This is a genomic window from Streptomyces sp. ID05-26A (genome assembly GCF_033794685.1).
Taxonomy (GTDB): domain Bacteria; phylum Actinomycetota; class Actinomycetes; order Mycobacteriales; family Pseudonocardiaceae; genus Lentzea.
On the sequence record NZ_JARAYZ010000001.1, the window covers coordinates 2,309,131 to 2,323,467 of the forward strand.

Annotated in this window: 10 protein-coding genes; 4 read left to right on the forward strand and 6 right to left on the reverse strand. The window is 68.4% G+C overall.

The genetic code is table 11. The features are described 5' to 3' along the window. The first annotated feature begins 21 nt into the window (after nucleotides 1-21). Entirely contained in the window at nucleotides 22-795 is a 774-nt protein-coding gene (locus tag PV646_RS11485) for a glycosyltransferase (RefSeq protein WP_500341401.1), read from the forward strand. Between the two features lie 18 nt (nucleotides 796-813). Here the strand turns inward: PV646_RS11485 and PV646_RS11490 are convergent, their stop codons facing one another. Next, nucleotides 814-1,845: a glycosyltransferase family 2 protein gene (locus PV646_RS11490; protein ID WP_500341402.1), complete on the reverse strand. Its 1,032-nt coding sequence runs from the start codon at nucleotides 1,843-1,845 to the stop codon at nucleotides 814-816. 55 nt (nucleotides 1,846-1,900) lie between these two features. Between PV646_RS11490 and PV646_RS11495 the strand changes: the two genes are divergently transcribed. Next, complete coding sequence (locus PV646_RS11495) at nucleotides 1,901-3,220, forward strand: lipopolysaccharide biosynthesis protein (protein ID WP_500341403.1); 1,320 nt, start codon at nucleotides 1,901-1,903, stop codon at nucleotides 3,218-3,220. A gap of 4 nt (nucleotides 3,221-3,224) precedes the next feature. On the opposite strand, the gene PV646_RS11500 is transcribed toward PV646_RS11495, so the two are convergent. The 5 genes from PV646_RS11500 to PV646_RS11520 form a co-directional block, all read right to left on the reverse strand. Then, nucleotides 3,225-4,454: a hypothetical protein gene (locus PV646_RS11500; protein ID WP_500341404.1), complete on the reverse strand. Its 1,230-nt coding sequence runs from the start codon at nucleotides 4,452-4,454 to the stop codon at nucleotides 3,225-3,227. Between the two features lie 297 nt (nucleotides 4,455-4,751). Further along, nucleotides 4,752-5,354, reverse strand: coding sequence for a class I SAM-dependent methyltransferase (locus tag PV646_RS11505; protein ID WP_189156517.1), 603 nt, complete (start codon nucleotides 5,352-5,354; stop codon nucleotides 4,752-4,754). A 328-nt stretch (nucleotides 5,355-5,682) separates the two neighbouring features. Continuing rightward, on the reverse strand, nucleotides 5,683-7,608 hold the full coding sequence (locus tag PV646_RS11510) for an arabinofuranosyltransferase (RefSeq protein ID WP_500341405.1): 1,926 nt from the start codon (nucleotides 7,606-7,608) through the stop codon (nucleotides 5,683-5,685). Next, nucleotides 7,605-8,810 (reverse strand): glycosyltransferase family 2 protein, encoded by a 1,206-nt coding sequence (locus PV646_RS11515; RefSeq protein ID WP_500341406.1) that lies wholly within the window; start codon nucleotides 8,808-8,810, stop codon nucleotides 7,605-7,607. Before PV646_RS11515 ends, PV646_RS11510 begins: the two co-directional genes overlap by 4 nt. 286 nt (nucleotides 8,811-9,096) lie before the next feature. Further along, the gene (locus PV646_RS11520; protein WP_500341407.1) at nucleotides 9,097-11,076 is read right to left on the reverse strand and encodes a DUF6541 family protein; all 1,980 of its coding nucleotides are present in this window, start codon (nucleotides 11,074-11,076) and stop codon (nucleotides 9,097-9,099) included. 163 nt (nucleotides 11,077-11,239) lie between these two features. On the opposite strand from PV646_RS11520, the gene glf reads away from it, so the two are divergent. After that, on the forward strand, nucleotides 11,240-12,427 hold the full coding sequence (glf, locus tag PV646_RS11525) for a UDP-galactopyranose mutase (RefSeq protein ID WP_500341408.1): 1,188 nt from the start codon (nucleotides 11,240-11,242) through the stop codon (nucleotides 12,425-12,427). Between the two features lie 6 nt (nucleotides 12,428-12,433). Further along, entirely contained in the window at nucleotides 12,434-14,305 is a 1,872-nt protein-coding gene (locus PV646_RS11530) for a glycosyltransferase (RefSeq protein WP_500341409.1), read from the forward strand. Nucleotides 14,306-14,337: the final 32 nt, after the last annotated feature.

Here is a 14,337-nt window from a genome sequence, read left to right on the forward strand (position 1 = left end):
CACGCCTGCTTGGAGGCAGTGGTGGTCTCGCCGGTCTCAGTGGTCATCCCGTGCGCGCCGAAGGCCGAGTTCCTCGAGGGGACACTGCTCGCGGTCGCCGCTCAGACCCTTCAGGACTGGGAGGTGGTCCTCGTCCTGGACGGCGACTGCCCCGAGAACCGCGCCGCGGCCGAGGTGCTGCCGAGCGGCCGGGTGCAGATCCTGGTGACCCCCGCGCCCCGCAGCGGCCCCGCGGTCGGCCGCAACATCGGGCTGGACGCCGCCAAGCACGAGCTGGTGGCGTTCCTCGACGCCGACGACGTCTGCGCACCGGAGCGGCTGGAGCGGCAGGCGGTGGTCATGGACGCCGATCCCGGCCTCGGCCTGCTGGGCGCGTGGATGTCGAAGATCGACCCGGACGGCCACCGCGTAGGCGAGTTCCACTCGGTGACCGGCCGCGACAAGGTCGTCCGGACGATGTTGCTGTTCAACTGCCTGACGACGTCCACGATCATGACCCGCAAGTCGCTCGCGCTGGACGTCGGCGGCTTCGACCCGCGTTGCGTCCGGCTCGAGGACTACGAGCTGTGGCTGCGCATCCTGGCGAAGGCGGACGGCGACGTGCTGCCGGAGGAGCTGCTCGGCTACCGGGTGCACCCCGGCCAGTACAGCCGGGGTGGTCTGCTCGGCCCCCAGACCGGGCTGCTGCGGCGCAGCAAGCAGCTGGTCGCGCAGCGGATCGGCGTGAGCGGTGCCAGTGTGAACGCCCGCCACCTGGCGTGGCTGGGCGTTCAGGTGGCCAACCGCCGCTGGTGACCTTCGGGACCGAACCGGTCAGACGAAGCGCCGGATCAGCTTCCAGTAGGCCGTGGTCACCGCGTTCAGCGGCGTCAGGACCACCTTGGGGACGTTGATCAGCGGGGTGTTCAGCTCGCTGGTCAGCACCTTCATCCACTCGCTGTCCGGCACGGTCTGCGCCTTGCGCGCGAGACTGCGGCGGGCGCGGAGGTCCTTGCGGTGGTTCCAGAGCCAGGCCCAGCCCCGGGCCTTGTCCTTGAGCCAGCCTTCCTTCACCGCGAGTGCGACCATGGCCAGTTCCAGCGCGAGGAGCGCGGGCGCCAGCAACGCCAGTGCGCGCCCGCTCCACAGCGTGAGCACGAACATCAGCCGGTTGCGCTCGACCAGGTAGTACTTGTTGTTGTTGCGCGCGAACTCGTACCGGTGCACGACGACGGCGTCCGGGACGTTCACCACGCGCAGGCCCAGGCGCCACGTGCGGATCGAGAGATCGGCGTCCTCGTGGTAGGCGAAGTAGTGCTCGAAGAAGCCGCCGAGACGGTCCCAGTGCGCGCGCGTGGTGACCAGGCCCGCGCCCATCGCGCCCGCCGTGTCCGTCGGCGCCGTCCGGGTCTCCGGCTCACCGAGGCCGCCGACCCAGCTGATGCCGAGGACGTGGACCATGTTGCCGCGCGAGTTCAGCAGCGTCGGGTCTTCCGCGAGCCGCACGCTGGCGGCGGCGATGCCCACGTCGGGCCGGTCCTGGAGCTCCTGGACCAGGCGCGCCAGGGTGCCCGGCTCCACGATCGCGTCGCCGTTGATGAGGGCCACGTACTCGCCGGTCGACACCTTCACGCCGGCGTTGTTGCCACCGGAGTAGCCCAGGTTCTCACCAGGGCGGACGACCGTGACGCCGTCGAGCTCCGACAGCACTTCCACGTCGTCGTCCGTGCAGCCGTTGTCGACGAGGACGACCTCGACGGCGACCTTCTCCGAACCGAGCAGCGCGGTGACGCAGCGACGCAGCCACGGTTCGGACTTCCACGCCAGAACGATCGCGCTCACCGTCGGCAGGTCGGCAGGTAGCATTCGCCGACCTTACCCGCAGCGTCCCGACCGGCTCCCTCGGCATATGGTCTCCCGCATGGCGTTGGAAACCCCTGGCGGGCAAGCTCGTTCGGCCGCGGCGATGACGGTCGGCGTGCTGGTCGTCGGCCTGTCCGGTTTCGGCTTCCTCGCTGTGGTCGGCAACACCCTGTCGAGCACGGAGGCAGTGGCTGTCACCGGCCTGTACATGATCATCACCATCGTCGGGCCGGGTCTCTTCTACTCGGTCGAGCAGGAGACCAGCCGCCTGGTCAGCAGCGGACTCGCCGGCGGGGTGAACCCGGCGACGGGGTTGCGCCGCGTGGCGACCCTGAGCCTCCTGCTCAGCGGTGCGGCCGTCGTGGTGGTGCTGGCGCTCTCGCCCTTGCTGGTGAGCCGGAACTTCGGCGGGCACACGTCGTTCATGGCCTGGCTCGTGCTCGGGATCTTCGCCGGTGCCGCGATCTACTTCGTTCGCGGCGCTCTGGCGGGTTATGGCGAGTTCGGCACGTACTCGGTGACACTGATCGTCGAGGGCGCCGCGAGGCTGGTGCCGTGTCTCGTGCTCGCGGTGATCGGCAGCGCGAACCAGAACCTCTTCGGACTGCTGTTCGCCGCAGGTGCTCTGGTGGCGGCGCTGCCGGCGATCTCGCGCCTGCGGACGAGGATGCGCACCTTCGAGCCGGTGGGAACGGTGGATTCGGTCGAGGCCGTCCACGACGCACAGCGGTTCGGGCGGATCGCCCTGAGCCTCGCGTTGCTGGCGACGGCGACGCTGCTCACGCAGCTCGTGTCCAACCTGGCCCCGTTGCTCGTCAGCGCGAAGATGGTCGACCAGCCGGAGGTGGCGAGCGCGTTCAACTTCGCCTTCGTGCTGAGCCGGGTGCCGCTGCTGCTGTACGGGCCCGTGCAGTCGATGATGATGCCCGGTCTCACGGCGGCCACCGTGCGCGGTGACCACGCGGCTCTCCGGCGGACCATGCGGAAGGCGTTGATGGCGCTCATGGTCATCGGCGTGCCGGCGATCGCCGGTGCCGGGCTGATCGGGCCCTGGGCCGTGGTCACGTTCTTCGGCGCCGAGGTCAGCCCGCCCGCCGCGGTGATGGCGTTGCTGGCGCTGTCGACGATGTTGCTGCTGGTCAGCCTGGTCTTCCAGCCCGCGTTGGTCGCGCTGGGCAAGCAGCGCACGGTGTTCGTGGCGTGGATCGTCGGCACCGCGGTGCTGATCGCCCTGCTGGCGCTGCCGTTCGACCCGATCGACGGCGCGGTGATCGCGCAGCTGATCGGCCCGATGGTGGTGGTCGTGATAGCAGGAGCCGGGCTGCTCAGGGCTACTGCCCCGACCAACCCGGCTCCGGTGGTCACTCAGTCGAGCTGATCTGTCACGGGATGTCGGCGTAGAACCCGGCGACGTCGAAGATCACGTGGACCGAGCCGTTCTGGTTTGCGAACAGCAGGGACTTCCCGTCGAAACCGGGCTCGTAGTCGACGCCAACGGAGATCATGTTGGCTGCCGTCTGCCCGGGAACGAGGTTCAGGTTGGACGTGAACGGCTGCTCCTGGCCACCCGGCCACACGCTCACGAAGCCGGGCTGCGTCGGCTCGGTGCCGGTGAGGTTGCCCGTGATGCCCTTGACTTCGCCGATGAACCCCTGCAGGACCAGGATCCAGCTCGGGTCCAGCGGTCCGAGCGTGCCCGTGCGGGTGTCCAGCTCTCGCGACGGCGCGATCGGGTAGAAGTAGGAGCCGGTGCTCGGCGAGAAGTACCCGGCCAGGTCAGCGGCCAGGTTGACGCTGCCGGCGTTGTTGAACAGCGTGACCCTCTTGTTGGTGCCGAGCGGCACGGTCACGAGGTTCGGCGTGATCTCGTTCGGGTTCAGGTTCAGGTTCGACACGTTCGGCCGCGCGGTCCCGGACGGGTAGGCGGAGACGAACGTGCCGGCCGACGCGTTGATGCCCGTCAGGTTGAAGGTGACGGCCGTCGCGTCGGACGGGACCCTGCCGGAGAAGTCGATGTCGAGGGAACCGCCCTGCCCGAGCGGGGCGCCGTTGCGGGTGTCGAGAACGCGCTCGGGCGTCCTCGAGGTGTACCTGCTGCCCGCGTTGAACCTGTAGTAACCCGACAGGTCGAGGATCGCGTGCGCGGATCCGGCGTTGTTGTAGACGTTGACTTGGCGCGACGGGCCGAGCTTCACGACGGCGGCGTTCGATCGCGTCGCACCGGGGCCGAGGTTGATGTTCGAGGCCAGCGGCTGCGGATCCTCGATGGGCCAGATGGTCAGGTACGTGGAGCTCGAGACCTGGGTGCCCGTGAGGTTCAGCACGGCGGCCGCCGCGTCTGCCGGCGTCTTCGTCGACAGGTCCAGGGTGATCGTCTTGCCCTGACCGATCGGCGCCCTTTCGCCGGGGCCGGTGCCGTCACGCGTGTCGAGCACGCGCTCCGGCGTGAGCGGGACGAGTCCCGACTGGCCGTCGGCCAGCGCCTTGGCGGCTGCGGCGAGCTTGCTCCCGCCGGCGCTCGCGGCCTCGACCCCCCGCTTGTCCTTCGAAGTGTCCGGCGCGGCCTGTGCCTGCGCGCCGGCAGCGAACAGCGTCGTGGCCAATGCGGCCACGACTGCCGTTGTCGTGCTACGTCTCACTACGACCCCCATCGTTTGCCGGCGAAGGAATGCCTTCGACCAAGCACATGGAAAATTCCATGAATCCCAGATGAACCCGGGTGATCCCAGCGCAGGCCTGTGCGCCCCGCTTCCGCCAGACGGCGAAGCGACTCGAAAACCCCCTGTGACCCCCCAGGCTCAGAAGCCTTTTCATCCTATCGGTGGGCGTTGGTCAGTCAACAGGAATTCAGAGCACATTTTCAGCACGGCCGGGTCACCGGCGTCACGGGTGGTGATGAGACGGAAGCGCTACGCTTTCTGAGCCACCAGAACGAATTCGTTGTACGTGAAGATTTTGCCCGCCGCCTGCGGGAACGGGAACGACAGACGCTTGTTCACCGAAAGGCCCAACTGGGTGGCGACGTCCTCGAGACCGTCGAGGTCCGTGAAGGCGACGTGCGTGGCGTCCGTCGCGTAACCGCGCTCCTGCGGGCAGATCAGGACGACGATCGCACCCGGCGCGAGGTACTCGAGGTAGCTCTCCAGGATCTTCACGGCGTCCGGCCGCGGCATGTGCTCGACGAGGTGTGCCGCGAGCATCCCGCCGAACCTGCCGGGTTGTGCGTACTCGCTCTTCTTGAAGTCCTCGATCGTGAACGCCTTGAGGCCGCGATCGCGGCAGATCTGCACCGAGTGCTCGTTGTGGTCGACACCCACGCCGTTCGGCGCGAGGTGGTCGAGGTTGCGGCCGATGCCGCAGCCGATGTCGAGCACCTCACGGTCACCGAACAAGCGGCGCACGTTCCATCGGTAGGGCGCCTGGACGTCCAGCACGCGCTTCCACAGCGGCTGCTGCAAACGGGCGAGCCGTTCGGTGTAATCCGAGCCGTCGGTCGATTTCGAGGTTTCCATGGAGGACCTTTGCGGGTTTCAGTCGTGGCCGATACGGATGAGGCTGAACACGAAACTGACGGTGATCATATGGATGCCGGACAAGATCAGGGCCAGTGAACGGCACGGGGTGGATCGTCCTGCCCGACGGTGCGCGACCGGCACGCGTGTCGTCCTGCGGGCCGTTGTCAGCGACGATCACCCCGCCGAACCTACCCAACTCGTCGAGGGATCGCTGCACCTTGCACACGCGGATCCGACGGTCTCGGCCCCGTGAAGGCACAACAGCCCCCGTCCGCTCCCCGGGCTCTGAGGCCGGGGAGCGGACGGGGGCTGTTGTCTGCGTGCACTACGGGTTCCTGATCGCCACTACGGTGTCGCTGGGCAGGTTCCGCACAACCGTCCATTCCCCCGAGTCGAACTGTTCGGGGTGGAAAGTCGCCCGGACGGCGTCCCAGTTGCTGTCACTGGAGCGGTGCATCACGAACACGTCGATCGGGCCGAACGCGGTGCCGGCGGTGGCCTTGGCGAACTCGGCGGAATCGGTGATCCCCGACAGCCGCTGCAGCTCCGCCTGCCGGTCGTCCCACCTGGTCAGCGAGCCGGCCGCGGTGCGGTCCACGCCCGTGTAACCCGGCCACGGCAGATAGGCGAACAGCCGCTCGTCCATGGACAACGTGGTGGGCATCGCGCCGACACCCCGCACCTTCTCCACCTCCGCCTTGATGCGGTCGGCCGGAAGGCAGGGGAAACGCCCTTCCTGCGGTGCGAACCTCGGGTAGCTGCAGTCGGGCAGCGGCGAGGTGTGCGCCCAGGCCGTGTACGTGTTGAAGGTGCTCGCCGTGTTGTAGGTGAACGCCGGTCCGGCATCGGTGCTCGGCCGCCAGTCCTGCCAGTAGACGAACACGAACCACACCATCGACGCGGCGACCACCGCGGCACCGGCGCGGTACGGCGGGACGAAGGAGAACTTCCTCGCCAGCGCGGGCCCTGCCGTGGCCAGCGTCAGCACTCCGGCCGGCACCAGGACCGCGCCGACGAGCACCGGCGCGTAGAAGTACAGCGTGGTGTGCGTGCCGAACACGAACCGGAGACCGGCCAGCAGCCAGAAGAGGTAGGCGCCGAACATCAGGTAGAGCATCGGCCGCGCCCAGTCGGTGCGGCCGCGGTACCAGACCAGCCCGGCGAGGCCGATGAACTGGAGCACGCCCAGCAGGGTCGGCCTCAGGAACGGGAAGGCGTTCAGGGTCTGGCCGCTGAACACGAACTCGTCGCCGACCGCCTGGCCCGTCCTGGTGAACACCGCGGACGCGTAGGGCACCAGGTAGGGGGTGGCGACGAGCAGTGCCACCCCGGCGGCCAGCAGCACGTGGCGGACGTAGGCCTTCCGGTCGGTCACCCGTCGCCAGGTCGACACGACGACGGCCACGAAACCCATCACGCCGAACGCGTACCAGCCGTTGTAGAGCAACATCATCAGCCCGGCGATGATGCCGGCGGGCAGCCAGTGCAGGCGCCCGTGCTTGGGCTCGGAGAGCGTGGAGATGAGCCACGGCACCAGGACGAACAGCGTGATGACCGCGAACGCCTTGCGGGGGTCGCCGTTGACGAACAGGCTGGCCGCGCTGATCACCAGCGCGGCGGGAGCCGGCACCAGCCGCCGCCACATCAGGAACGTGGCCAGCACGGCGAACGACAGCAGACCGACCTCGGCCACCACGAGCAGACGCCAGACCGGCACGTCGACGAGCAGTGACGTCCGGCCGACCAGCCACGGGAACAGCGGCGGGTACTCCGACGGCACCCCGGACACGAACGCGTCGGTGGGAAAAACCGTGGAGGTGTACTTCGTGGCGCCCGCCGCCATCCGGGTCCGGTCACCACCGTTGATCAGACCGGTGCTGCCGAACGGGGACCCGTAGTACCCGGTCCGGAAGACGAGGACCACCCAGGCGGCCGTGAGGCCGGCCGCGCAGGCGGACACCAGCTCACCCGCGCGCCGCCGCCACGCCATCGCGGTGACCGCCAGGAGCAGCAGGAAGCCCACCCCGAGCGGGAGGAAGATCCCGTTCTCGCTGAACGGGTCGACGTCGGCGAATCTGGGGATGACCACCGCGACCGGCACGGCGAGCACCCAGGTGACGAGGGCGACCGTGACGGGCGAGAGGAGCACCCGGCGCAACCGGGAGGACGACGGAGGAAGCTCCTCCGTCGTCGACTCGCTCGGTGCGTTCTTCTGAAGTGCGACTGCAGGGGCCGGAGGTGCTCCGGTCACTGCGCGCTCCTGGCGGGCTCGGGGTCGTTGGCCGCCTTGGCGGACGAGAGGCCGTCCGTGGTCGGGATGCTGAGCACCCCGGCGAACATGCTGAACATGATCGTCTGGAAGCCGAGCAGGAGGCCGAGCACGGCCGGGATCGCCGTGCGCACGGTCTGCGCCGCGTCCATGGTGCCGAAGCCGTCGCCGCCCCAGAGGGCCACCTGCCACACGGCCACCAGGAAGCCGACGACGAAGATCAGCAGGCCGAGGATCAGCCCGCGCTCGACCGTGAACTTCTCGACGAGCTGCCGGTAGTGCTTGCTCATCGGCAGCAGGTCTTCACGGGCACCGAACAGCTTCACCATCACGGAGAACAGCACGGCCTGGTAGCCGACCGCGGTCAGACCGGCCGCGTAGGTCATGGTGCCGACGTCGAGCCCGACGGAGCCGAGCTTGATCGGGCCCACGAGCAGCCCCAGCGTGGTCACGAGACCCAGCACCGTGAGGGCGAGACCGGGGTAGAGGAACAGCCAGCGCGGGCTGTAGATCAGCAGGAAGCGCAGGTGGCGCCAGCCGTCCCGCCAGCTCCGCAGGTGCGGCGGACGGCTGCGGCCGTCCTTCTTCAGCGTGGTCGGGACCTCTTCGATGCGGAGACCGGCCAGGCAGGACTTGACCACGACCTCGCTGGCGAACTCCATGCCGGAGGTGTGCAGGCCGATCCCCAGGATGGACGTCCGGCGGAAGCCGCGCAGACCGCAGTGGAAGTCGCGGGTGGGTGCCTTGAAGAACAGCACGCCGATCGCGGACAGCACCGGGTTGCCGAGGTACTTGTGCAGCGGAGGCATCGCGCCCGGCTCGACGCCGCCCTTGAACCGGTTGCCCATGACCAGGTCGGCTCCGTCGCGCAACTTGGCGACGAACTCGTCGAGACTGGAGAAGTCGTAGCTGTCGTCGGCGTCGCCCATGATCACGAACTCGCCGTGAGCCGCCCGGATGCCACCGAGAAGAGCGTTGCCGTAACCCTTGGCCTCGATCTGAACCACGCGGGCTCCGAGGTCGGTGGCGATCTTCTGCGACCCGTCGGTGCTGCCGTTGTCCGCGATCAGCACCTCGCCGACGACGCCAGACCGCTCGAGGTATCCCTGTGCCTTCCGGATGCACGTGGCCAGTGTTTCGGCCTCGTTGAGACACGGCATCAGAATGGTCAGTTCACAGTCCATAGTCTCACAGTCCATAGATTCCGGTCATGGTGGACGGCTTCGTGTACCCCGTGCGACGCGACGATCGTTCTGGTGCACGGAGTACACCGTGAAGATCGTCGTCCCGTGTGTCCGCACAGCTCCCCAGAAGCGGGGGTACCGGGATGAGGCTTCGACCAGCCGTGGGCGGCGCCAGCATACCTGCGGGCCGGTCACCCCGATCACCTGGTCAGTCCTGCTCCGGCTGACCCGGTGTGTGCTTCAGCGCAACCGAGTGTGACCAGCGTCGACCGGAACGTACCGGGACTCAGGAGGTCGGTTTGGCCGCTGTTCCGCACTTGTCGAGGCGGTAGAGCTTGACGCTGCCCTCGGACGCGACGAGTTCGAACGCGCCCGAGCCCTTCGGCTCACCGATGCCGGGATAGGCCTTCACGCGGTCGTCCTTGGGCATGAACGTCTTGTTCGCCACCAACATGTACCGAACGCCGATGCGCTCGGCGGCCGCGCACACCTCCTGGTCGGTGGCGGCTTCGCGCAGGTGTTCCGCCAGGTACTTCTGGTCCTTGTTCCAGTCCATGAGGACGTGTCCGAACACGGGCTTGCGGCGGACCTCGGCCAGCATCATCGCGCTGCCGTCCCACGGGTTGTTCGCCACGTAGGCGTTCTTGGGCAGCGAGGTGCCCAGCTCGGGCAGGAACGCCAGCTCGGTCTGGTCGACCAGGGTGCCGTCCGTCTTGCTGGCCCGCTGGTAGTTCTGGGCGACGGTGTCGGCGTTGGTCTGGAAGTAGAGGCCCTTGGTCAACAGCACCAGCGCGAGCGTGACCAGCAGGGTGAGCGCCGTGGGCGTGCGCAGCAACGGGAACCGGCCGTTCGCGGGCAGGCGGTCGCCGATCTTGCCCGCGATCAGCAGCACGGCGAGCACCGCGAGGGGGACGCCGATGATCGGAAGCATCGCCGCGAGGCGGTACGAGTCGTTGTACCAGTAGCCGGTGAACATCTGCGTGTCCGGCCGGTTCAGCGCCGCGGTGCTGGTGAACAGGGCCGCCGTGGCGGCGACCGCGCCGACCAGCCAGCGCCGGTTCGCCGTGCGCCAGGCGACGACGAGCCCGACGAGCGTCAGCGCGGACAGCGCCCACAGCGCCGGACGGCCGTTCGTGGCGTTCAGCAGCACCTCGCCGATGGCCATCGCGGGGGTCTCGAACGGCGGCCAGTACTGCTGGCGCACCCCCTTGAGCGCGGGGGTGGTGGCGAGGAAGTACCAGACCGCGAAGAGGGCGGCGAACGATCCTCCGAGCACGAGCACACCGCGCAGGGTGCGCCCCTCGCGGTGCTGCTTGAGCGCGTAGCTCAGCACGACCGTGCCGAGGGGGAAGAGCGCGAGCACCGCGAGGCTGAACACGGCGTTCGGGTGGGCGAAGGCGGTGGCGATGAGCACCAGCGGGGCGAGCACGAACGAACGGCGGATGCCGATGACGTCGTCGGTGGCGAGCCTCGTGGCGGCGAGCACCGCGGCCAGACCGGCGGGCACCAGCGACAGGGCGAGCAGGTTCGGCCACAGCACGCCGAAGCTGAGCAGGCCCCACGGGAACGCGGTGAACGTGACGGCCAGCAGCGGCGTGATGAACATGGCCGCGGTGTTGCGGCCGACGATCTGGCGGACGAGCACGAGGCAGCCGACCGGCCACACCACGCCCGCGATCGCCCACGCGACCAGGTTGGCGGCGGTGGCGATCTCGGCGCCGGTGGTCAGCACCACCAGCGACGTCACCCCGTGCCAGCCGGCGGGGTAGAAGGTGGCCGGGGTGCCGGGGTTGCCCAGCGAGGCCATCGTGAGCGACGAGGCCGAACCGGAGTCGAGGATGTAGCCGACCGCGCTGTAGTGGAAGATCGCGTCGTAGGTCTGGGAGAGCTGGTCCGGCGCGCCCATGCCGTTGACCACGACGAACCACGCGATCACGACGGCGGGCACGATGCCCGCGGCGGACACCAGCAGCGTGCGGGCCGGGTCGCTCGCCCTCGGCCGCGCCACCCGGCGCAGCAGGAGCGACGCCAGCAGCGCGAGCGCCGCCAGCACGGCCGTCACGACGAGCACGAGCCAGATCGACCAGCTGATGCCGGCCTTCTGCCCGGCCACGGCGGTGATGGAGACCACCAGGAGGCTGAACGTCGGCGCCATGCCCAGCGCGGACAGCCCACGCAGGCCGACGGACCACGTCAGCACCAGACCGGGACCGAGCAACCAGGCGACCGCTGCGAGGGCCGTGGGCACGGCCTCGAACCAACTCATCGTCGATCTACCTCACGGTGCGGGTGATTTGGGCCGCAGAGCAGCCGGTGATCATGGCCGCCGCGTGTCAGGCCGAGTCTACGGATGCCGGGTTCGGCCCATGCCCCGCCCCGTGTCGACGGGGGCTTACGGGAGCGACTCGCGTCACGGCTACCCTCTTGCCGTGAGCTTCGCTGGATATGACCTGATCGTCGTCGGTTCCGGATTCTTCGGCCTCACGGTCGCCGAGCGCACCGCCTCCCAGCTGAACAAGCGGGTGCTGGTGCTGGAGCGGCGTGACCACATCGGAGGCAACGCCTACTCGGAGGCAGAGCCCGAGACAGGCATCGAGGTGCACCGCTACGGCGCGCACCTGTTCCACACGTCGAACAAGCGCGTGTGGGAGTACGTGAACCAGTTCACCGAGTTCACGGGCTACCAGCACCGCGTGTTCGCCATGCACGACGGTCAGGCGTACCAGTTCCCGATGGGCCTCGGGCTCCTGTCCCAGTTCGTCGGCCGGTACATGTCGCCCGAGGACGCGAAGGCGTGGGTCGCCGAGCAGGCTTCGGAGATCGACAGCAAGGACGCGAAGAACCTCGAGGAGAAGGCGATCTCGCTGGTCGGCCGCCCCCTCTACGAGGCGTTCATCAAGGCGTACACCGCGAAGCAGTGGCAGACGGACCCGAAGGAGCTGCCCGCCGCGGTCATCAGCCGCCTGCCGGTGCGCTACACCTTCGACAACCGCTACTTCAACGACACCTTCGAGGGCCTGCCGGTCGACGGCTACACGGCGTGGCTCGAGAAGATGGCGGACCACCCGAACATCGACGTCAAGCTGTCCACGGACTACTTCGACGTGCGGGACGAGATCCCCGCCGGCACGCCGGTCGTCTACACCGGCCCGGTCGACCGCTACTTCGACTACTCCGAGGGCTGGCTCGGCTGGCGTACGCTCGACTTCGAGCAGGAAGTGCTGCCGATCGGCGACTTCCAGGGCACGCCGGTCATGAACTACAACGATGCGGACGTGCCGTACACGCGCATCCACGAGTTCCGCCACTTCCACCCGGAGCGCGAGTACCCGAACGACAAGACGGTTATTGTTCGGGAGTTCTCCCGCGCAGCGGAGAAGGACGACGAGCCGTACTACCCGATCAACACGGCTGAAGACCGCGCCAAGCTCGAGCGTTACCGCGAGCTGGCGAAGAAGGAAGCCGCAGAGCGCAACGTGCTCTTCGGTGGCCGCCTCGGCACGTACAAGTACCTGGACATGCACATGGCGATCGGTTCCGCGCTGAGTGTGTTCGACAACAAGATCGCTCCGCACCTGGCGTCCGGTCAGGCGCTGGACGGGTCGCTGGAGGACTGAATCGCAATGCCGGGCAAGTCCAACCTCGTGGAGCACGAGGCTCCGGAGAAGCTGTTGACGCAGCGCGGCCTGTTCGCAGGTCCCTCGCAGATCGTTTCGGAGGACCTCTACGCCGAAGTGAAGCGGGGGATCGCGGACAGGGAGCGCCACCGCATGGTGGTGCACCCGAACGCCACGGTCTCGATGAACACCTACTTCGGGCGTTTCCCAGCGTCGTACTGGCAGCGCTGGTGCGTGAGCCCCGAGGTGGAGCTCGAGCTCGAGGTGACCGGCTCCGGCCAGGTCGCTCTCGTCGCCTCGGACTCCGAGGGCGAGACCCGCACGGTCGCCGCGGAGAAGGTCGCCGGCGCGAAGGCGCAGAAGGTGCGCCTCGCCGCGAAGATCGACAAGTTCACCGACGGTGGCGGTCTCTGGTTCGACGTGACCACCGCGGAGGACTCGCTCGCGGTCGAGCAGGTCCGCTGGACGGTCTCGCCGCCCAAGACGGTGCGACCGACCGCCGTGGTCATCTGCACGTTCAACCGCGTCGACGACTGCCTCAACACGATGGCCGCCCTCGCGTCGGACCCGGAGCCGCTGAAGCTCGTCGACACGATCTACGTCGTCGACCAGGGCACGGACGCCGTCGAGTCGCGTGAGCGGTTCGCCGAGGTCTCGGCCGCCCTCGGGCCCAAGCTGCGCTACATCCGCCAGCCGAACCTCGGTGGTGCCGGCGGCTTCACGCGCGGCCTGTACGAGGTCACCGAGATCGACCACGCCGAGCACGCCAACGTCCTGTTCATGGACGACGACGTGCTGTGCGAGCCCGAGATCGTCATCAGGCTCACCGCGTTCGCGAACCGCACGACGCAGCCGACGATCGTCGGCGGTCAGATGCTCTACCTGCTGCACCCGAACTTCCTGCACGTCGGTGCCGAGTACGCGAACCTCGACACCCTCGCACCGGGTCAGGTCGTGGAGGGCGCGCTGTTCAACGCCGACCTCACCGGGTACGACGAGGAGACCGGCAAGCGCAACGTCCAGGACAAGCGCGTCGACGCCGGTTACAACGGCTGGTGGTCCTGCCTCATCCCGTCGGAGATCGTGAAGGCGGTCGGCTACCCGCTGCCGCTGTTCTTCCAGTGGGACGACATCGAGTACGGCTACCGCGCGCGTGCACACGGTTTCGCGACCGTGTCGCTGCCCGGTGCCGGTGTCTGGCACGCGGACTTCCACTGGAAGGACTGGGACGACTGGCACAGGTACTTCAACCTGCGCAACGCCCTGATCACCTCCGCGCTGCACAGCCGCTTCGACCCGAAGATGATCGTGCGCGGCATGGCCAAGCAGTTCGCCACGTACATCCTCGGCATGCAGTACGGCCTCGCCGCCACCCAGCTCAAGGCGATCGAGGACTTCATGAAGGGCCCGGACTTCCTCGAGGACGGCGGTGTGCAGGCGGCGGCGGACATCCGCAAGCTGCGCGCCGAGTTCCCCGAGACGGTGCGGCACCCGGCGTCGGAGATCCCCGGTTTCAAGCCGGGCAGCCTGCCGATGATCACTTCCGCGCCGACGCCGAAGCTGATCGCGCCGGTGTTCGTCAAGCGCCTGATGAACCAGCTGCTCGGCAAGACCGTGCACGAGGCCGGTGCTGTTCCCGCCGGTGATTCGGCGTGGTGGCACGTCTCGCTGTTCAACACGGCGGTCGTGACCGATGCGTCGCAGGAGGGCGTGCGGGTCCGCAAGCGGGACAAGGAACTCGCGGTGCGCCTGTCCAAGCAGGGCGCCAGGGTCTTCCGCGAGCTGTACCGCAGGGCTCCGGAGATGCAGCGCTCCTACCGGGACGCGATGGGTCAGCTGACCAGCCGCGACACCTGGTCGCGTTTGTACGACCTCTGATTCACACAACGAACGCTGTACACGGGCGGTCC